The organism is Helicobacter cynogastricus, from assembly GCF_900197855.1.
In the GTDB taxonomy this organism is placed as follows: Bacteria; Campylobacterota; Campylobacteria; order Campylobacterales; family Helicobacteraceae; genus Helicobacter; species Helicobacter cynogastricus.
On sequence record NZ_FZMQ01000004.1, the window covers coordinates 70,123 to 88,869 of the forward strand.

The following is an 18,747-nucleotide window of genomic DNA, read 5'->3' on the forward strand; positions in this document are numbered from 1 at the left end:
CAAAAAGTCTGCTCACACTTTGGGGGCGTGATCCCCCACACTCAAGAAGAGCTCAAAACTCTCCCGGGCGTGGGGCAAAAGAGTGCTAATGTTGTGCTTTCTGTATGCTTTGGTCAAAATTATCTAGCTGTAGATACCCATGTATTTCGGGTTGCACACCGCTTAGGACTAAGTCAAGCTAAAACCCCGTTACAAACAGAAAAGGAATTGAGCGTGCTCTTTGAGAGCGATCTAGCACGACTCCATCACGCATTGATTCTTTTTGGGCGTTACACTTGTAAAGCACTCAAGCCTCTTTGTAAAGATTGCTTTTTAAGAGACCTCTGCATGCATAAGGCAAAATCTAGTATAATAAGCCCAAAGACTTAAGGGCAATCATGGATCAACAAGGCAATAAAGAAACACAAGGTGTGAACATCCAATCTAATCCAACCTTAAACATTCTCACGCCTGTTAATCCTAAAATCAAAAAGCAACCTACTCTAAATCCTAGAGAGATTGAACTCACAACTTACCTAGAGGAATTGATTGAGGATTATAAGGGTTTATTAGATATGGAGGTAACTTTTATGGCTGAGCTGGGCTCAACCTCTATCCCATTAGGTGAGGTCTTGCGCTTTGAACGCGGGTCGGTGATCGACTTGCAAAAACCCGCTGGAGAGAGCGTAGACACTTTTGTAAATGGACGCGTGATTGGCAAGGGCGAGGTAATGGTCTATGAGAAAAATTTGGCAATCCGCCTTAATGAGGTTTTGGATTCTAATGCCATTGTCTACTATATTGCTAAGGACATGTAACTTATTTAGAATGTTGCGAATTATCCCTAGTTATTTTGTGATCTTTGTCGCCCTGTGTGCTCTTTGTTACGCTCAAAACTCTCTTGAGCGCGTACAAGCCACCCCGCTCTCCGATCAAGAACCTCCTGGTATTGCCTTGGATCTTCTTTTCAAAAACCCCCTACAACAAACTCCCAAGATTGCTCCTAGTCAAGTCATCACTCTACACGACATCACCCCTTTTGCCCCAAAATCCGAACGATTTAATGCGAGCGTCTTGCAATCTTTAGATATTTTTCATAAGAATAATACTCTTTTTATCGTGCCCAAAAGCTCGCTTCTTTTTGGTGTCCATGCCAAACTTTCGCAAGATAAGACTTATCTACGCTTAGAGTTTACCCCTTTAATTGCCTCCAGCAACAAACAGGCTTTTTTGGACAAAGTACCTTCTACAAAGGGGGAAAATTTTCTACCATGGGATTATGTGTGGAAAGTAGGAGCTGTACTTGGGGTTTTGTTGTTAATCCTTTTTTTAGTGAAACGCAAGAGCGCGCAACAATTCCTCTTTCCCAAAGTGGGTCTAGAGCCTAGCGTAACTTTTGTAAAACCTTTAGATGCAACCCATAAACTTGTAACTATCGAGGTGCGCAATCAACTTTATTTAATTTTACTCAATGCGAATCAAAGTGTGGTTTTGGACAAAATTGATCTCGATTTTTCCCTCAAAAAAGACCCAAACCGCCTCAAAGAAGATTTGGTAGAAGAGACTAAGGAGCGTTTGCGTCATTCCAAACTCAAAGGTGTCCATGTCTAATCGTCGCTCCTTGTCCCTAGATAGAGAGCTGGTTAACAGGCGATCTACGCGCAATTTTTATATTTCTCTATTGCTCTCTTGTTTGTTGCACCTTTTGATCTGGTGGTTGCTCGATTATGGTTATAAATTTTTCCACAAACAACCCAAACTTGTCAAGATTAATCCGAGTAATCTTTTAGTGCTTAAAAGAGGGCGATCCCTAGACCCTACCAAGCACACACAAGGCGCGCTCAAACCCTCTAGGGCCGCTCCTCTTACAAACCCACACTCTAGTCCAGAAAGGCGCGTTGTACGCAGAGAACGCCCCAGAACAATGCCACGCCATAGAGAAAGACATCGTGTTGAACAACCTCGCCCTGAACCTAGGGAAAAACGCCATATAGAAAGGCCTCGCCCTGAACCTCAGCCAGTGCCAACTCCACACCATCAAGAGGTTGCCCAAAATACCCATAAAGCTCTTAAAAAAGTTGAGCAGGCTCCCCACAAGCCAAACCCCCCTGCCCCAGCACCTGTAACTGCTAAGCCACAACATAAGTCTAGCTCCACACCTAAGCCCCCCCCTCAGGACGATTTTAATCCTAACAATCTTTCTTTCTTGCCTTCTGAGCAAAGTACCCCCTCTCCTACCCCACAACAGAACGCCCGTGCTACCCGTAGTTATGAACATGATAAAGGTTTAGATAGTCAGACACGCAAGGATATTGATGATCTCTATGGGGAAGAATTTGGAGATTTGGGTACGGCAGAAAAGGATTTTATTAAGAGTAATTTGAGCGAGATTGGGCGCATCACACAAAAGTATCTTGAATACCCCAGCGCAGCTGGATATTTAGGGCAAGATGGCGTAGATGCTGTAGAATTTTACCTCCATCCTAATGGCGACATCACTGGTTTAAAGATTATCACACCCTCGGGCTATAAGCTTTTGGATGATAATACGCTCAAAACCATCACCATTGCCTATAAAGATTATCCGCGCCCTACCACAACAACTCTAATTCGTATCCGCGTGCGCTATTTTATTTACAGATGATCACTTTGCACAATCCCCTAGACATGCACTTGCACCTTAGAGAGGGAGATTTGCTCAAACAGGTATTACCCTTTAGTGCTAAATGTTTTAGTGGGGCTGTGGTGATGCCCAATCTCAAAACCCCTATCATAGACACTGCCTTAGCCCTAGAATATGCCCAAGAAATTCAAAATCTGAGTCATAATTTTACCCCCTTTGTTGCCCTCTATTTGCAAGAGAGTTTGCATGAAAACGAATTGAAAAAAGCGCATGCGCATGGTTTATTTTTATTAAAACTCTACCCCAAGAACGCCACCACAAATTCCTCTAGTGGTGTAGCAAATATTTTAAGTCCATCGATGTTAAAAATTCTTAGCGTAGCTGAAGAATTGGGTTTTATTCTCTGCGTGCATGCAGAGAGTGGTGGGTTTGTGCTAGATCGCGAAGTGGAGTTTCACCCCATTTTGCACGCTTTAGCCAAGCGTTTTCCCAAGCTCACCATTATTTTAGAGCACATGAGCGATGCGCGCAGTGTGGCACTTTTAGACACATACCCTAATCTTTATGCGACCTTAACTTTGCAGCATATCAGCTACAGCCTTGATGATCTTGCAGGAGGCGCGCTCAATCCTCATCTCTTTTGTAAACCTCTTTTAAAAACTCCCCACGATCAAACCACGCTTTTAAACCTAGCCCTAAAAGCGCACCCCAAAGTGTGTTTTGGATCCGATAGCGCGCCCCACTTCATAGAAAATAAACATGCATGCGCCTGTGCAGCAGGGGTTTTTAGTGCCCCTATTTTGCTTGAAGCCCTCACAACCCTCTTTGATGCGCACCACGCCCTAGATAAACTCCAAGCCTTCATTAGTGATAACGCTCTGCGTATCTACAATCTCCCAGCGCGCGCAACTCTCCCTCAAAAATCCATCACTCTTAAAAAAATCCCCACCTTCACCCCCAAAGTCCCCGGACTTATCGTGCCCCATTTTCCTTTAAAATGGGGTATCTGTGCGTGATCCAATCCTTGCTTTTTTTTTGATCTGCCTGCTTGCCTTGCCCGGATCTGCTGACCCGCTCACTCTTTTTGAAAAACAAGCTATCCCGCCTCCCCCTGTGCAAAGCGTGCATTCTGCAAGTTTGGGCGCGCTTCCTAGTGGGCATTTATTGGTTGCGTATTTTGGGGGGAGTGAAGAAGGTCTACCTGATGTGCGTATTTATGCTAATCTCTACAATCCAAAGAGCAAGATTTGGAGTCCAGCCTTTACACTGCTTTCGCCCACGCAACTAAGTCAACTTTCAAAATCGTATGTCAAGGCATTGGGCAATCCAGTTTTGGCGATCTTTAATCAAAAAGTTTATCTTTTTGTGGTAGGGGTGAGTTTAGGGGGTTGGGCGACCTCTAGGATTTACGCCCTGCAAGCCGATATCTCCTCTCTTTTAGCCCAAAAGCCTCATCTAAATTTTCTCTCCACCCTCTCTTTAAGCCCTCTACTCAATATTAGCTATCTTGTACGCAACTCTCCTTTACCCACTGAAGATGGGGGTTTTATCTTGCCAATTTACCACGAGCTTGTGGCTAAATTTCCTCTTTTGCTCAAATTTGACTCTAAGGCACATCTGCAAAGAGTGATCAAGCCTAATTATCTGAGCTCCCAACTCCAGCCTACTCTAACCCCTTACAAGCAGTGTGCTCTGATGGCATTTAGAAGCTCTAAGGACACACACCTATACACCCAAACCTGTAAAGACCTTCTGCATTGGAATCCTCCCATCCCTAGCAATCTGCGCAATTATGACGATGCGCTCGCCCTCTTCAACGCCAATCATGAGACTTACCTTGTTTATAATGCCCCACTCCCTAATGCCTCCTCTAGCCGCAGCTCTTTGCGCCTTGCACGCTTTGCTCCCACTTCTAAGAGATCAAGCTATTTTGATCCCCTAGCCATCTTAGATCAAAGCTTAGAGGGTGAAGTGAGTTACCCTAGTGTGCTTGTTCTCAAAGACACAATTCATCTTGTCTATACCAAGCACAGGCACACAATCATGCACCTCATCCTCAATAAAGCTTTACTCAAAGCCCTTTAGTGGATTTTTTGCCCTCCTACTTAGTGTTAGCCTTTGTCTTTGGAGCTTGTGTGTGGGTGAAAGCGCGCCGGTATGCTCTCTTTCAAGCCTTGTTAGTGGGCGGACTCTTGCTTTGGAAAATCCCGCTATTGCGCCTTTTTAATGGAAGCGATCTAAATTTAGCGATGTTGCTTATAGGGCTTTTTGGACCTTTAAGTCTGCTAACTCTATTGCTCACACTTTGGGCATGTTTGGCAAAACAACTTCACCTAGACCCCCTGCCCCCCTCAAGCGCGCGCTTTTTAGCTATCTTTGGCGCGCTTGTCTTTTTGGACACTTTGGGAATTTTGCCCATAGATTTTATCTATATTTCCCCATTAACTCTTGGCTTTTGGGCACTGCTAGCTTTTTATGTCCATAAAATCCTAGGCGCGCTCTTTGCTCTGATTTTAATTTTTAATTTTATCCACCCAAGTGCTCTGCCCTATAATCTCTTTGTGGACGCTTATCTTTGGCTGGTTGCCCTATGGTGTAGCTATCCTAAGACTTAGTAATAGCCTGGATCGAATGGGTGTTATTTTCTCTGTGCACATGAATAAGAATATTGATCGCGCTTTTGAAAAACCTCTCCACCACCTCAAAGGGTAAAGAGGATTGCATACCCATCTCAAGGTTAATAGCAATGGCTTCTAACACATCCTCAATACTATTAGCATGCAAAGTGGTGATCATTCCTCTATGCCCCGTATTGCCAAAACGCAAAAATAAAAGTGTGTTACGGGTGTCTATTTCTCCTACCATGAGGCGATCGGGGCGCATGCGCACCGCCATATTGAGCGCGTCCGTGTAGCTAAGATTCTCCTCATTCTTGCTCACCAGAAAACCCACCGCATTTTTAAAGCGATCCAAATGAAGCTCTTGGCTATCCTCCACGCTCACTATCCGCGTTTGCTCAGGGATACACGCCAAAAGCGCGTTTAAAAGACTTGTTTTACCACTAGCTGTTCCCCCACTAATTAAAATATTCTGCCCGCTTTGCACCATTTCTTTTAAATCTTGATGGGTGTATCCACAAGGCATTTTAAAAGCCTCCAAAGGAAAAATCTGTGCGCTGGGCACGCGGATATTCAAAGCGATTTGATGATTAGCTGTGATGCTAAAATGACTCGCGCTCACACGGCAACGCGTAGCGGGCAGGGAGGCGTGCAAGGTGGGGTGTGTGTCATCAAAGTGCAGGCGGTAGTAAGTGGCAAGTTGCTCGCAAAAACGCAGTAAAAACGCCTTGTCTAAGACCTCATCGCGCACACAAGCGCGCCTACCATCTAAATAATAAAGCCAAATTTCTTTTTCTTGATTGCTGAGTAATTCGCTGATCCCCCTCTCTAAATAGGGTTTAAAAACCTCTATTTGGGCTTGTAAAACCCTATGTGTGGCTAACATCGCTTTAAAGCTAGGGCTAAATCCTCTGGGGTGTCTATGCCTATGCTAGAGGTCTCTACTAAACTTGTCCCAATGAGCTTATGGTGGTAAAGTGCGCGCAACTGCTCTAATTTTTCAATCTCCTCTAGGGGGCTTTTAGGCAGGGCGCAAAACTCTAGCAGGGTAGCGGCCTGAAAACCATAAATACCAATGTGTCCATAAAGAGTCCGCCCTATTTGATCGCGATCACAAGGGATAATAGAGCGAGAAAAATAGAGCGCGTGTTTTTTTCCAAGCACCACTTTTACCACCGCATTAGAGCGCGCTTCTTCCTCAGAGATAACCTTAATACAAGTGTGCATAAACTCCGTGCTTTGCGCCTCATCAAGCAAGAGGGCGATGATTTCAGGTTCTAAAAAAGGCTCATCGGCTTGGAGATTAAGCACGGGAGTGTGTAGAGGTAGTTTAAGGATTTGGCAAGCTTGGGCACAACGATCTGTGCCACTGGGGTGGTTAGGGTCTGTGAGCAGGGCTTTTAAACCAAAATCTGTGCACAAATTTACAAGCTCTTGTTCAGCGCACGCTACCACGACTTCATCGACGGCTTGGGCGTTGCGCGCCGTGCGCACCACCATAGGCAAGCCCCCAATATCTGCTAATAATTTTCTTGGAAAACGCGTAGAAGCCAATCTTGCTGGAATTAAAATCATATCAAGCCTTTAGGTTGTTGTAAAACTCGCGCTAATGAGGGCTTTAAAGCGTTCTCCAAGCGCGCTAGGGTTTAAAAGCGCGCGCGCTTTAAAGGCCTCTTTTTGATAAATAGAAAAAGGCATGTGTGCTCCAAAGAGCTCTAGCAATTTGGGCAATCCCATGCGCACTAGGGCAAGACTCTGTGTGCCATAAAATAGAGTGTGTGCGCCCTGCTGGTTGATTAAGGATTCTAATCGCTGAAAATCCACATCGTAAGTGAGATCAATTTTTTGATAAAGCTCTTGCAGATTTGTTAAAATCTCCTCAAAATCAAAGACGCGGTGTTGAAAATACCCACGCAAATCAATCACATTATGAGCTCCATACTGCCCATAATCAAAGCTAACCAACACCCATGATTTAGCTTTTTCTAGGGCCTTTAGCAAAGCGCAGATAAAGGCCTTCCAATGTGGCATGCAACCCTCTTGGGTATAGCAAGCCTCACGCCAAAAGGGCTTAAAATGAGCATCTACAAAGAGTTGTGCGCCCGGGCGCACCAGCTCACATGGAAAACTATCCCACAGCTCGTTATTATAAATAAAAACGCTCTGTGTAGGGGAGATGTTCAAATCTAGGGGGTTAGCCACACAGCGCAGATTGCTCCCCATTTGTGCAAGCCGTCTTTGTTGCAACACCCTTAACTCTTCCAAAGGCTCTATGCTTACAAACTCCACTTCCTCTAAAACGCCTTGACTTAAAGCCCGCAAGAAAGAAAGCACATCTCCTAGCAATTCCCCCCCATGCGCGCCCATCTCTACCACACTCAAGGGCAGGTTCAATAGTCCTTTTTCTAATAAGTCTAAAAGATAAAAAGCTAGAGTGCCTCCAAAAAACTTACTCGCACTCACAGAGGTGTAAAAATCCCCCTGAGTGCCAATGCGCGCGCCCTTATAATACCCCCCATCTGCATAAAGCCATGCATGCATAAAATCGCTAAAGGGGCGGGACATCAAACAGCTTAGGGGGCAAAAATGCGTTGATAATCCACACGAAAACCCTGTAGTAGGTCTTTAGCCTTGTGGCTTTTGAGCCAATGATAGAAAATATCTCCACGCGTATTTTTGCAAGGTTGAACCCAAAAGTAACCCATGTAAATTTTATAAAGCAAGGGAGGGAAGGGGTGTTTAGAACGCTCTTTGAGATATAGGCGTGCAGGAATGAGTAAAAGGTCTGTTGATTTATAGGGCTCTAAGGTACGCATAGCTTTAAGATAGGGGGCTAGAGCAGGATTATGCAAAGCGCGTATTAGGGCGTGAGGACTAGAGGCAGATAAACGGGTTTTCCATGCATTTTGACCTAGCACAAACCACAGCTCCTTAAAAACCCGTCTGCCGGTGAGTTTAGCAGTTTGCAAGGCGGGCTTAGAGAGTAAAAGACCATCTAAGCGACAAAGATGTTTAAAAGGAGGATTTTGCCATTTGAGCGTGTGGTCGGGCATATCTTGAGCAAAGACATTTTGAAGCAGGTCTAAAAAACCCTCTTGATTGCCTACATCACTTCCAATTTGCAAAACCTGCGCCCTTGCTGACATTAGAGCGCATAGTAAGAGGGCAAAAAAGCGTATCAAAGGGCGCGCGCGATGGTGTTATGAAGTCTTTGGTTGAAATCTTTGGCGTTCTTGAGCGCACCACTTTCCAGCAGGCACGCGCTTTCAAAGAGCAAATGCGCCACATCTGAGAGCACGGATTGATCCTCGATATTTTTAAGTTTTTGCACAATAGTATGGTTGATATTGAGCTCTAGGGTTTTGGGTTTTGGGGCGACCTCTTGACCCATTTGACGCATCAAGTTTTCCATCATTGCATTTTGTGCATCGCCCACCAAAGCGACCACAGAATTTAAATCCTTAGAAAGAGCGACGTCTTTGATCTCATCTTTGAGGGCTTCTTTAAAAGCCACCACCACAGGATTAAACTCTTGTTTTTCTGCTTCGCTCACTTCCTCTAATTCTAACTCTTTAAGTGTCTCAGCAGCGCGCGCATCTTTAAGAGGGGTTTTATCATATTCGCTCACACCCGGAATGACAAAAGAGTCGACCTCATCGCCCATTAAAAGCACTTCTAGTCCTTTTTGGCTGTATTTTTCCAAAAGAGGGGCGGCTTTGAGCAAATCTAAATTTTCTCCAATCATGTAATAGATACTCTTTTGTGTTTCGGGCATGCGCTCTTTATATTCTTTGAGAGAAGAAAAATCCTTACCCTTAGAGGTAGCAAAACGCAAGAGGTCCAAGATTTTATCCTTATTCTCAAAATCGCTATGCAAGCCCTCTTTGAGCACTTTGCCAAATTGCTCATAGAATTTTTTATAGGTTGGTGTGTCTTGGGCAAGAGTGGCGATTTCACCTAAAATCTTTTTGGTGGACGCGCTCTTGATAGTGGCTAGGATTTTTGTTTGTTGTAAAATCTCACGGCTCACATTCAAGGGCAAATCCTCGCTATCAATGATCCCACGCACAAAGCGCAAGTATTGGGGCAATAATTCTTTATCGTTATCTGTAATGAAAACCCGCTTGACATAGAGTTTTACCCCCGATTGGTAATCTACGCGGAATAAATCAAAGGGGGCTGTGGCGGGAATGTAAAAGAGGGTGGAGTATTCTAAAGCGCCCTCAACTTTGCTATGAATCCACTTCAAGGGCGCGCTATTATCATGGGCAAAGCTCTTATAAAACTCTTCATAATCCTCATCTTTGAGCTCTTTTTTATTGACGCGCCAAATGGCTTTCGCGCTGTTGATTTGGCTGTGTTTTTCTTCTGTAACTTCTTTTTGCGCCTCGCCCTCGCCCTCTGTTTTGCTCTCTGTGTAGTTTAAAAAGATGGGGAAGGGGATGTGTTCGGAGTATTTTTTAACGATATTTTCAATCTCCCAGCGGCTAGCAAAACGGCTCTCCTCCTCTTTGAGATACAAGGTGATCTCTGTGCCAAAGTGTTCTTTCACACAAGGACTAATCTCATAAGAGCCTTTGCCATCACTCACCCATGCAAAGGCTTGATCACTCAAAGCTTTCTTACTCTGCACCACCACCTTATGGGCAACCATAAAACTAGAATAAAACCCCACTCCAAATTGCCCAATCAAGCTACTATCTTTTTTCTGATCCCCGCTTAAGCTAGAGAGAAAACTCTTAGTGCCGGATTTAGCGATTGTGCCCAAATTTGAGATCAATTCTTCTTCTGACATGCCAATGCCATTATCAGCAATGGTGATACTCTTGGCCTTTTCATCAAAACTCAAATTAATTTGAGGCACAAAATCCAAATGTTTATATTGCTCATCACTCAAGACAAGAAAATTCAATTTGTCTAGCGCGTCTGAAGCATTAGAGATCAACTCGCGTAAGAAAATTTCTTTATTGGAATAAAGAGAATGAATCATTAAATCTAAAAGTTGATTAATTTCTGTCTGAAAGGCGTGTTTTTGGCCCATAAAAACTCCAAAATTAAGATATAAGCCCAAGATTATAACACAAAAAGCCATTTTAGGACACTCAATAGAATATGCTAAAATAGCCAAAAACAAAGGTTTTTTGTGTTTCAAGTGGAGTGGCAAAAAAACTTGTCTGCCTTGTTGGAAAAATCAGCCTGTCTGCATTTGGGCGTTTTATTTAGTGGCAATGGTTCTAACATGCAAAACCTCATCGAGGTGTTTGATGGGCGTAGCTTTTGGCATCCTGCAAGCCAACAACGCGTCATCTTAAAAGTTAAAATTTGTGTGAGTAGTCGCCCTAAGGCTTATGGTATCACTCGTTGCGCTCAATTAAAAATGCCCTGTAAGGTGTGCCAAGAGGAAGAGAGTTTAATCCAAACCCTGCAAGGTTGCGATCTCATCTTGCTAGCAGGTTATATGAAAATCTTGAGCGCGCACTTTGTGCAGAGTTTTCCCACTATCAATATCCACCCCTCTTTGCTACCCTATCACAAGGGCAAGGATGCGATTTTAAAGAGCTTTGAGAGCCAAGAGGGCATGGGAGTGAGTGTGCATTGGGTAGACGCACAAATCGATCACGGACCTCTTATTCTCCAAGAGGCCTTGCAAAGACTACCTGAGGATTCTTTGGAGAGTTTTACTCAAAGAGTGCACGCTCTGGAACAACGCCTCTACCCTCAAGCACTTTTGCAAGTATTAGGACTCGAATTTGAATGATTTTTTAATTCTAGCGACCATTGCCCCGCTCGTGGTGCTCGCTCCCTATGTGAGCAATCTGATTAAAATGCCTGTAGCGGTGCTAGAAATTCTCTTTGGTACTTTGGGTGTGTATGTAGGCTTATTTACTCCAAGCCATAGTTTCGACTTAATGGCTGAAGTGGGATTTTTGTTTTTGATGTTTCTGTGTGGCATGGAAGTTGATTTGTACATGTTTAAGCAGCTCAATAAAGCCTTACTAAAACGCATTTTGATCTATTTTGGCATTCTTTATACTCTCTCATCTACTATCACTCTTAGTTTTAAGCTCCCCGCTCTTTATATTATCATCTTGCCCATCGTGAGTTTAGGAATGATCATGACTTTGGTGCGCGATTATGGTAAAGAGGTCCCCTGGCTAGATTTGGTGCTCAAGGTGGGGGTATTGGGGGAACTCACAAGTATTATTTTGTTAGTCATTGTGGATGGGATTTATTTGCACGGCATTAGTCTGAAGTTAAGTAAAACTTTGGGCATTCTTTTAACTTTTATGATCGCTATTAGCGGTCTAGTACAAATCTTTAAAATTCTTTTTTGGTGGTTTCCTCGCTTAAAACTTTTTATCATGCCTCCCAATAATCAAGCCAATCAAGATATTCGCTTTACCATTATGATGTTTTTTGGTTTGGTAGTTATTGTAGGCTGGCTCAAACTAGAATTAGTGTTAGGAGCTTTTTTAGCTGGCACCATTGTTTCTACCTTCTTTCCTTATAAACATGAGCTTTTTCACAAACTCAATGATGTGGGCTTTGGCTTCTTTGTACCACTTTTTTTTGTACATGTAGGCTCTACTCTCAATCTTAAAATCATTATCGCCAATCCTGTACTTATCTCTCATGCCTGTGCTATCATGTGTGCTATGCTCGCTTTGCATATGGGCGCAAGCTTCACGCTTTTTAAAAGCTATTTTAAAAACACCCGCAACACCGCACTTTTTGCTCTGAGTGCTTCCATGCCCTTAACTTTTCTGATCACGGCAGCTAGTGTGGGCTTAAGCGTGGGGGCGATTGATCAGAGCACCTACTATTCTCTTGTGATGGCCGCCATTTTTGAGGGCATGCTTTTTACCAGTGTTATTAAATTTTTTAACCGCTCTAAAGTGGTTAAGTTGCAAGTTTAGGTGCATGAAACATAGAAGAAAACAAACTTCAAAAACTTCTGACTTAAGCATTTTGGTTATTTTTGAGGATTATCATGCCTTTTTTTAAAATAGGGAAAAATATAGGGAGTTTTTCATGTGGTGTTTAGGGATTGAAAATAAAGACAATGGGTCTTTGGATTTGCTAGAAGGTATTTTATGTCGCTATGGATTTTCTAAATTAGTCGGAGGTGTGTATGTCCTGCACCCTCTTTATACAAATCCATTAATTCAAATTTGTGCATGTGTTCAAGAGATTAAAACCAGCATTGAGAATCCTAAACTTGAAATCAAGACTTTTAAAATCAGTGAATTAAATGATTGGGGAAATTGCTCAGTAGCGACCAAAAGTATAACAAAGCCTAAAACGGCTTACATTCCCCCCAAGAGCACTTACGATCACATCGGAGAAAAGAGTATCGCGCTCTCAGAGACCATTTTTAAAGATCATGATTCCAAAGAGTTAGAAGAATCTTATTTTCTCTACACCGATGCAGGCATTAAAGAGGATGAGGTGATGTGTGGGTTTTGTCTCTATCTTTTTAAAGAGGGGCGTTTTGAAGAGATCAACCGCTACAAATGCCCCCTACATTCTAGTTTGAATGAGAGCTTTAAGGCCGAGAAACAAGCCATTGTTACTAGCATGAAACACCTACACGCTATGCTCAAAACCCATAAACTAGACCCTAGCTACAAGCTTTTTGTCATCGGGGACAACCAAGCCGTGATCAACAATTACCGCCTCAAAACAGAGGGGTTTGTGCTAGAGAGCGATTTTTCTAATGTCGAATACAAATGGTGTCGGCGCAACGAAGACGCTTGTAATAAGGTCGTCGATGCGATTGTCAATCTCAGAGGCTAGCGCGCTTATTTGCACGCCTTTTTATAGCCCATAGAGCAAGCGATCTGCCAATGTCCGCGTGCTTTATCCCGGTTATATTGAACTCCTTGTCCATTTGCGTACATCTCGCCGATTTGGTAATAACTTTCCCCATTCCCCATTTCGGCAGCCTTTTGGTAGTATTCTAGTGCCTGCGCATAATCTCTTTTAACATATGTTCTATGAATAAAAACCCCGCTTTTGTAAATGCTGCCTAACATGGCATAAGCATTGGCATCCCCGTTTTTTCCCTCTTCTTGGTAAAATTTGATAGCCTGTTGGTAGGCTACCTTGATTTGCTCGTAATCTGCCGAATTGTTTGCTAGCATGCTGGCCCAATTGTAAGTCCCATTACCGCTTTTTAATCTCATCGCACCTTGATAGTATTCCATCGCCTTTTGGTAATCCTGAGGCACGCCATCGCCATCGCGATACATATTGCCCAAGAACACATAAGCCTTTGCATTACCCTCACTACCCGCTTTTAAAAAGTTTTGGACCGCTTGGCGGTAGTATTCCCGCGCTTTTTGGTAATTTAAGGACACACCTTTGCCATTGTGATACATCCACCCTAAAAAATCACAAGACCACCCATCTCCCTTTTTAGCCCCTGCTTCAAAGTATTCTACAGCCTTGCTGTAATCCCGACTCACACCCTGACCATTGTAATACATCACGCCTAATCTAAAATCCTTAGGTTGTCCCATTTGGGCGGCTTTTTGGTAATACTCAAAGGCTTTTTTGTAATCCTGCTCTACCCCCTTGCCATCGTTATAATACAAATCTCCAATGGCGTTGTATCCTTGCTCCTCTCCCATTTGACCCGCTTTTTCAAAGGCTTCTGTGGCCTTTTTAAAATCTAAAGACATCCCGCCCTGTCCATTAGCATAATCTTTTCCCAAGCGCATATAAGCTTGCGCCCCTGCTAGCACAGCTTTGGGTGCGCTTTTTGCCTCTGTGACTTGGGGCTTTTGGGCTTGTTGTGCCTGTGTAAGCTGTGTTTGGCTAGCTTGTGGCTCTACACTGGGTTTAGAATCCTTGCGTTGCGCATGGCGTAAATCCATCGCTTTTTGAAAATAAATCCTAGCCTGCTTGTGATCTTTGGGCATACCCGCCCCAATCATATACATGTTGGCTAAACCTCGATACGCGTCCGCACTCCCCAACTCTGCGGCTTTTTGATAATTCTCTAAAGCTTTAGCATAATCTTTATATCTGTAAGCCTCTTTAGCTACAGATAAATATTCATCCGCCTTAGGGTTAGCATATGCTACAGAAAAACCCAGCAAGACACCCAGTAAAACTTGACACGCCCGCACTTCCAACATTCTGTCCTCCACAAAGTGATGCTAAGAATATTCTAGCACAAAAACCATATGCTATAATTACCCCACTTTATTTTTAGAAAGGGAAAATTATGAAACGTTTTTTGCAGTGTTTTGTGGCGTTGTGCGCCTTAGGTGTGGGTTTAAAGGCGCAAGAATATACTATTGATAATGCTCATAGCCGTGTGGGTTTTAAGGTCAAACATCTCAAACTTAGTTCTGTGCATGGGGATTTTAAAGACTATAGTGCGGTGATTGATTTTGATCCAAAAAGCCGCACCTTTAAAAAGCTAGAGGCTACAATTAAGGCAACATCCATCAATACAAACAATACCAAAAGGGACACACATCTGCGCTCAGATGAGTTTTTTAAGGTAGAAAAATACCCCGATTTACACTTTGTGATGCAAAAATACGAAAAAGTGAACGCTCATCAAGGTCGAATGATAGGCACTCTTAACATTGCTGGAGTTGCTCATAAGGTGGTGCTACATACCGAAGTGGGAGTAGCTCAACATCAAGGACAAAATAAGTTAGGGTTTTCTTTGAATGGAAAAATCAAACGCCTAGACTTCAAATTAGCTCCAGAAAAATCTACACATCTCATCGGTGATGTTGTAGCATTAGATATTGAAATCGAAGCCACTCAAAAATAGCGTGCAACTTAACGCCGAACAACTTGAAGCGACCCAAGCGCATTTGGGGCGCAATCTTATCATCGCCTCAGCGGGTACGGGCAAAACTTCTACCATCGTTGGAAGAATCATACATCTACTAAATCAAGGGGTTAGCCCCCATGAAATTCTCTTGCTCACCTTCACCAACAAGGCCAGTTTAGAGATGAAAGATCGTCTAGCTATCCACACCCCGCATGCCCAATTTATCCACGCAGGAACTTTCCATGCCACAGCTTATCGTCATCTTAAAGAACTCTACCCCCATTTGAGCCTCAAACAGCCTAGAGAGTTGTGCGTTTTGCTAAAGAGTGTGCTAGAGGGCATGCATACAGGAGAGAATTTTTATAGCGCGAATTTTCTCTACGATCTGCACTCTTTATATCTGAACGCACAAAGACCAGAGAGTTTTGGCGATTGGCTCAGCGCGCGTAATCCTGAGCAAGAAGAATTTGTTGAATATTATGAAATCGCTTTGGGTTTGTTTGAAGAGCTCAAACAAGAACACCATTATATAGATTATAACGATTTGCTATTGCTGTTTAGGCAAAGAATGCAAGAGGAAAAGGCTGGCTTTGTAGAAGTGCTCTGTGATGAATACCAAGACACAAACCCTCTACAAGATAGCATTTTAGATACCATCAACCCGCCTAGCTTATTTTGTGTAGGGGATTACGATCAGAGTATTTATGCTTTCAATGGAGCAGATATTTCTATCATTGGGAATTTTACCACCAAGCACCCCAACGCGTGCGTCTTTACCCTCAAGAAAAATTACCGCAGCTCACCAGCAATCTTAGCTTTGGCTAATAAAGTCATTAATCATAACCCTAGACTCTACCCTAAAAGTTTAGAGGTTGCTAAAACTACCAGTTTATCTACCCCAAAACTCTTAGAGTTTGAAGAGTTATTTTTGCAGTATAAAGGGATTGCTAGACACATCGCTAGTCGTGGGAATTTTGAAGAAGTGGCCGTGTTGTTTAGGAATAATAGTAGTGCGGATGGGTGCGAGGCCTCTTTGAGGGAATTGGGCGTACCCTCTAAACGGCGAGGCGGAGGGTATAGCTTCTTTGAAGCCAAAGAAGTGCGCTTATTCTTAGATGTGTGCGCATTTTTAAGCCATCCTAAGGATATGATGGCAACTATGCAAATTTTGAGTTATGGGCAAGGTGTTGGCAATGCGCTAGCTAGAGAGCTGTATACGGCTTTACAAATTTTAGGCGATGGGAATAGTAAACAAGGTTTATTGCACCCTAATAATAAAGACCCCTACCCGCAAAACAAACAAACCGGGGGATTGTTTGAAGAGTTTTTTGCTACAGAAACAGCCATGCGCTTTAAAGACCATGTCCCCCTTACTTTCAACACCCATCCACTTTTAAAACATCCTAAGCTCACCGCCACTATTGCCAGCTTTTTGGGAGATTTTTTCACGCTTTGTCAAACCCACCCTCTGAGCCCCCAAGAAAATATTCTTCATATTTATAACTCTGCGTGGTTTAGAGCTATTATGGACAATTTAACCAAAGAGCGCGCCAAAAATAAAGATGGGAGTATAGATAGCAAAAGACAAGAGATTGCCATACAAAAGATTTTACGCAAAATTACACTTTTAAGCGATTTAGCAAAACCTTACAAAAATTTAAAAGAATTTTTAGGTGCGATGGCACTGGATGCTAAGGAAAATTTGAATGGAGAAGGGGTACATTTACTGAGCATACATGCCAGTAAAGGATTAGAATTTAAAGAAGTCTATGTGATTGACTTGATGGAGGGGCGTTTCCCCAACACCAAACTAGCCAAACAGAGCGGGAGTTTGGAAGAGGAACGGCGTTTATTCTATGTAGCCACCACGCGTGCTAAGGATCATCTCTATTTGTCCTACGCCAAGAAAGATAAAATTAAAGACATTGAGTATCGCCCCTCTTGCTTTCTCAAAGAGGCGGGTTTTGTCCTCTAGATGTTACCCTAATACTTGGAGATGATAACATGCGAAGTTGTGCGCTCCATGCATGTCGTTTGTAAATCGATGCGTGCTATAAAACCATACAGGAAATGAGGAGCTAACATGGAAAAATTTGTGGATCGCAATTATTTTTTGGTAACAAAAACAAATGTTAAAGGTGTGATAACCTACGCTAATAAACCCTTTATAGATATTGTAGGAGGCGATGGAGAGAAGGGTTTATTGGGCAAACCCCATAATGTTGTGCGCCACCCTGATATGCCAAAGCTGATCTTTAAGATGATGTGGAATGCCATCAAACAAAAACAGGAAATTTTCGCCTATGTGAAGAACAAAACTTTTGATGGGAATTTTTATTGGGTTTTTGCCAATGTTACGGCCTCTATTGGTGTTAGGGGGGAAGTTGTGGGCTATTATTCTGTGCGCCGTGCACCCAATAAAAAAGCTATAGGGATTGTAAACGCTCTTTACAAAGACTTGTTGGCTGCAGAAAAACATGGGGGTGTGCAAGCGAGCGCAAATCTCTTGCAAGAAAATCTTGATAAGGAGGGTTGTAGCTACAATGAATGGGTTAATAAACTCCAAAGACTATAAAGGATAGTAATGCTAGGCTTGTTTAAAGATAAAGATGACACTCTACAAAAAATCCAAGACCTTGTAAACACCGTGCGAGATGGCCATTTAGAACACCGCATCACCAATATCAATGAACGAAGTCCTTATAGCACCATCGCTTATGGACTCAACGACTTGCTAGATCAAATAGAGTCTGTTTTCAGAGAGATCAACGCCTGTGTGCAGGCAGCCCATGAGGGCAAAGATTACCGCACCGTCTTTTTAGAAGGTTATAGGGGAGTTTTTAAGCAATATGCTGAAAATGGAGACACTCAGGTCGCAGGAATCACAGCCATCAATAATAGCGAAATCGTTTTACGGATAGCCGAGATGGATGGGGGGGCAAAGGGGATCAGAGATGTGATTGCCAAGCTGGATGAGAAGATTAAACAATGTGTTGCTAACAAAGAGCTTGTAGAATACATTGAGGAAAATTCGATCGCAAGTCAAGAGCAGATTCGAGATATTCAAAAAGATCTTTTTTCCTTCAATGATAGTTGCACAAACATTAGTGCGGTAATGGGAGATTTGGGCAATAAAATGGATTTTGTAATGCAAGTAACCAATGTGATTAGTGATATTGCCGATCAAACAAACTTACTTTCTTTAAATGCGGCTATTGAGGCCGCTAGAAGTGGGGAGCATGGGAGAGGTTTTGCAGTTGTGGCCGACGAAATCCGCAAATTAGCTGAAAAGGTGGCTAAAGAGGTCAATAGTATCAAGGAGAGTTTTAGCCATTTTCAAGGGGATATCATCAAGCTGGGTAAGGAATTTGGCGAAGTGAGCTCCCTAAGCTCTGGCATACAACAACATTTTGAAGCATTCCTTGAGCTCTTAAAAAAATATGTGCAAAGTAGCCACGAGAGTTTAGAAAATAATCGCGAGTTAGAAACGGGTCTAAAACATGTCATGCGCCATATTGAATGGATCATTTTGAAGATGAATCTGCACAGAAGCGTGATTACCAATGAGAAAAAAAATATTGAATTGGATAAAGTTGCAGGTGCAGAGAGTTTAGGTATGGTGCATGAAGTACTCGATCATCTCAGGGCGCATTATAATCATCACGAAGTAGAAACAATGGTCGATCGCCTGCGCGCTTTGGACGCTGTTGAGGTACCTTGATTTAGAG

20 protein-coding genes are annotated in these 18,747 nt (G+C 43.0%); 14 read left to right on the forward strand and 6 right to left on the reverse strand.

Annotated features, from left to right (window positions below; all coding sequences use genetic code 11):
• The 7 genes from C6H00_RS00675 to C6H00_RS00705 form a co-directional block, all read left to right on the forward strand.
• Positions 1 to 369: endonuclease III domain-containing protein (locus tag C6H00_RS00675; protein ID WP_407645508.1), on the forward strand; the 369-nt coding region annotated here is incomplete at its 5' end.
• An 8-nt stretch (positions 370 to 377) separates the two neighbouring features.
• Positions 378 to 797, forward strand: a complete 420-nt coding sequence (gene fliN / locus C6H00_RS00680; RefSeq protein WP_013468567.1) for a flagellar motor switch protein FliN — start codon at positions 378 to 380, stop codon at positions 795 to 797.
• 10 nt (positions 798 to 807) lie between these two features.
• On the forward strand, positions 808 to 1,590 hold the full coding sequence (locus C6H00_RS00685; RefSeq protein ID WP_233704335.1) for a hypothetical protein: 783 nt from the start codon (positions 808 to 810) through the stop codon (positions 1,588 to 1,590).
• A complete protein-coding gene (locus C6H00_RS00690) occupies positions 1,583 to 2,623 on the forward strand; it encodes an energy transducer TonB (protein ID WP_104749137.1) in 1,041 nt (346 codons plus the stop codon). Before C6H00_RS00685 ends, C6H00_RS00690 begins: the two co-directional genes overlap by 8 nt.
• Entirely contained in the window at positions 2,620 to 3,618 is a 999-nt protein-coding gene (gene pyrC / locus C6H00_RS00695; RefSeq protein ID WP_104749138.1) for a dihydroorotase, read from the forward strand. The genes C6H00_RS00690 and pyrC overlap by 4 nt, the downstream gene beginning before the upstream one ends.
• Entirely contained in the window at positions 3,611 to 4,687 is a 1,077-nt protein-coding gene (locus C6H00_RS00700; RefSeq protein WP_104749139.1) for an exo-alpha-sialidase, read from the forward strand. The genes pyrC and C6H00_RS00700 overlap by 8 nt, the downstream gene beginning before the upstream one ends.
• An 8-nt stretch (positions 4,688 to 4,695) precedes the next feature.
• On the forward strand, positions 4,696 to 5,217 hold the full coding sequence (locus C6H00_RS00705) for a hypothetical protein (protein ID WP_233704336.1): 522 nt from the start codon (positions 4,696 to 4,698) through the stop codon (positions 5,215 to 5,217).
• On the opposite strand, the gene C6H00_RS00710 is transcribed toward C6H00_RS00705, so the two are convergent.
• The 5 genes from C6H00_RS00710 to htpG are packed head-to-tail and all read right to left on the reverse strand — an operon-like array spanning position 5,207 to position 10,261.
• The gene (locus tag C6H00_RS00710) at positions 5,207 to 6,106 is read right to left on the reverse strand and encodes an ATPase, T2SS/T4P/T4SS family (RefSeq protein WP_104749141.1); all 900 of its coding nucleotides are present in this window, start codon (positions 6,104 to 6,106) and stop codon (positions 5,207 to 5,209) included. The genes C6H00_RS00705 and C6H00_RS00710 overlap by 11 nt on opposite strands.
• On the reverse strand, positions 6,100 to 6,795 hold the full coding sequence (gene kdsB / locus C6H00_RS00715; protein WP_104749142.1) for a 3-deoxy-manno-octulosonate cytidylyltransferase: 696 nt from the start codon (positions 6,793 to 6,795) through the stop codon (positions 6,100 to 6,102). Before kdsB ends, C6H00_RS00710 begins: the two co-directional genes overlap by 7 nt.
• 9 nt (positions 6,796 to 6,804) lie before the next feature.
• Entirely contained in the window at positions 6,805 to 7,785 is a 981-nt protein-coding gene (locus C6H00_RS00720; RefSeq protein WP_104749143.1) for an SAM-dependent methyltransferase, read from the reverse strand.
• An 8-nt stretch (positions 7,786 to 7,793) separates the two neighbouring features.
• Positions 7,794 to 8,366 carry a hypothetical protein gene (locus C6H00_RS00725; protein WP_158655694.1) on the reverse strand — a complete coding sequence of 191 codons (573 nt, stop codon included), beginning with the start codon at positions 8,364 to 8,366 and terminating at the stop codon, positions 7,794 to 7,796.
• Positions 8,367 to 8,398: 32 nt separating this feature from the next.
• Complete coding sequence (gene htpG / locus C6H00_RS00730) at positions 8,399 to 10,261, reverse strand: molecular chaperone HtpG (protein ID WP_104749145.1); 1,863 nt, start codon at positions 10,259 to 10,261, stop codon at positions 8,399 to 8,401.
• Between the two features lie 102 nt (positions 10,262 to 10,363).
• Between htpG and C6H00_RS00735 the strand changes: the two genes are divergently transcribed.
• The 3 genes from C6H00_RS00735 to C6H00_RS08675 all read left to right on the forward strand — a co-directional run bounded on the left by C6H00_RS00735 (position 10,364) and on the right by C6H00_RS08675 (position 13,017).
• On the forward strand, positions 10,364 to 10,978 hold the full coding sequence (locus tag C6H00_RS00735) for a formyltransferase family protein (protein WP_104749146.1): 615 nt from the start codon (positions 10,364 to 10,366) through the stop codon (positions 10,976 to 10,978).
• Entirely contained in the window at positions 10,971 to 12,137 is a 1,167-nt protein-coding gene (locus C6H00_RS00740) for a cation:proton antiporter (RefSeq protein WP_104749147.1), read from the forward strand. Before C6H00_RS00735 ends, C6H00_RS00740 begins: the two co-directional genes overlap by 8 nt.
• Positions 12,138 to 12,252: 115 nt before the next feature.
• The gene (locus C6H00_RS08675) at positions 12,253 to 13,017 is read left to right on the forward strand and encodes a ribonuclease H family protein (protein WP_233704337.1); all 765 of its coding nucleotides are present in this window, start codon (positions 12,253 to 12,255) and stop codon (positions 13,015 to 13,017) included.
• Between the two features lie 5 nt (positions 13,018 to 13,022).
• Here the strand turns inward: C6H00_RS08675 and C6H00_RS00750 are convergent, their stop codons facing one another.
• Complete coding sequence (locus C6H00_RS00750) at positions 13,023 to 14,363, reverse strand: tetratricopeptide repeat protein (protein ID WP_104749148.1); 1,341 nt, start codon at positions 14,361 to 14,363, stop codon at positions 13,023 to 13,025.
• Positions 14,364 to 14,452: 89 nt separating this feature from the next.
• Here C6H00_RS00750 and C6H00_RS00755 point away from each other — a divergent pair, with 89 nt between their 5' ends.
• From C6H00_RS00755 to C6H00_RS00770, 4 genes are all read left to right on the forward strand, one after another.
• Positions 14,453 to 15,016 (forward strand): YceI family protein, encoded by a 564-nt coding sequence (locus tag C6H00_RS00755; RefSeq protein WP_104749149.1) that lies wholly within the window; start codon positions 14,453 to 14,455, stop codon positions 15,014 to 15,016.
• A 1-nt stretch (position 15,017) separates the two neighbouring features.
• Positions 15,018 to 16,994 (forward strand): ATP-dependent helicase, encoded by a 1,977-nt coding sequence (locus C6H00_RS00760; protein WP_104749233.1) that lies wholly within the window; start codon positions 15,018 to 15,020, stop codon positions 16,992 to 16,994.
• A 108-nt stretch (positions 16,995 to 17,102) separates the two neighbouring features.
• Positions 17,103 to 17,594 (forward strand): PAS domain-containing protein, encoded by a 492-nt coding sequence (locus C6H00_RS00765; RefSeq protein WP_104749150.1) that lies wholly within the window; start codon positions 17,103 to 17,105, stop codon positions 17,592 to 17,594.
• Between the two features lie 9 nt (positions 17,595 to 17,603).
• Positions 17,604 to 18,740 (forward strand): methyl-accepting chemotaxis protein, encoded by a 1,137-nt coding sequence (locus C6H00_RS00770; protein ID WP_104749151.1) that lies wholly within the window; start codon positions 17,604 to 17,606, stop codon positions 18,738 to 18,740.
• Positions 18,741 to 18,747: the final 7 nt, after the last annotated feature.